1 pseudogene is annotated in these 1074 nt (G+C 67.0%); it reads right to left on the reverse strand.

From position 1 onward, the window contains the following. Positions 1-79: 79 nt before the first annotated feature. A pseudogene (locus J1902_RS19050) lies at positions 80-607 on the reverse strand (IS110 family transposase); the annotation flags it as partial. Positions 608-1074: the final 467 nt, after the last annotated feature.

Consider the following 1074-nt stretch of genomic DNA (forward strand, 5'->3'; position numbering starts at 1 on the left):
CCGCCACCGGTCACCCACCTGCCGCCAGCGGGCAAACCAACCTGCCGCACCCGGTCATTTCTAAGTTGCCGTTGACAACCGCACCGAACTTCTGCCGGCCCAGCCAGCCCTCGTGGACGCCGTTCCAGGTCGGTCCGCCGCTATAGACGATGCCCTGCCGCAGCAGCAGTTTGGAAACCCGGTGCCTGGCCCGCATCAGGTCCCCGCGCGCGTCTTCCCGGGCACGGACGAGGTCCCGGGCCGCTTCCTGTTCCGCGGAGGGGACGGTGATCTCGGTGATTTCGCCCAGGCGCAGCAGCCTGGCCAGGTGCATGGCGTCTTTCGCGTCGGTTTTCACCCGGTCACCGGAGGGGCGCTGCAGCTTTGACGGGGCGGCGACCACGCAGTCGATGCCTGCCGCCTGCAGGTCCCTCGCGAGCGTGAACCCGGTCGGGCCTGCCTCGTAGACGGCCTTCACCGGGCCGGGCAGGGACCGGATCCAGTCCCGGATCTCCGCGAAATCCGGGGTCAGCCTTCGGTGGAACACCTCCCCGGTGACACCGTCGATGCCGAACCCCGACACCGAGCGGGCGTGCACATCCAAACCGATACTCGTTCGTTCAAACATGACGGACACCTCGTTGGGTCTCCGGCGGGTCGCCCCCGGGGCCCTGCCGGTTTGATGATGGATGAACCCAGTGTGGCACCGGAAGCTGCAGCGGGAACCGTCCGCTCCTCGTCCTTCCGGACAGAGGACATCACCGCCGGGTACCAGGGTCCGGAACGCCGCCCGGGCACCCGGGAAACCGTGATCCCTCAAGCCGGTGCTCCGGGCCCGCCCGGCGATAATGGACGACCCGGAAGGACGATACCCGGGAGACCTCCCCGGATTTTGCCTCCCCATTTCAGGGGCGACCTTGTATCCTCGCTGGTAGCTGGAACCTCCACACCTTCAAATGTGGCTCTACCGCCGGCGGACCACGGCCGCGGCGGCAACCCACGAAATTATTTGAACCGGGGGTTCCAGCCCCCACCGGAACCGCCCCTCATATCGTCTAGGAGCGTGGGTCGGTAGTCGTTAAAACGCCGGACGAA

Origin of the sequence: Arthrobacter cavernae, from assembly GCF_017368795.1 — a bacterium.
GTDB classification, from domain to species: Bacteria; Actinomycetota; Actinomycetes; order Actinomycetales; family Micrococcaceae; genus Arthrobacter; species Arthrobacter cavernae.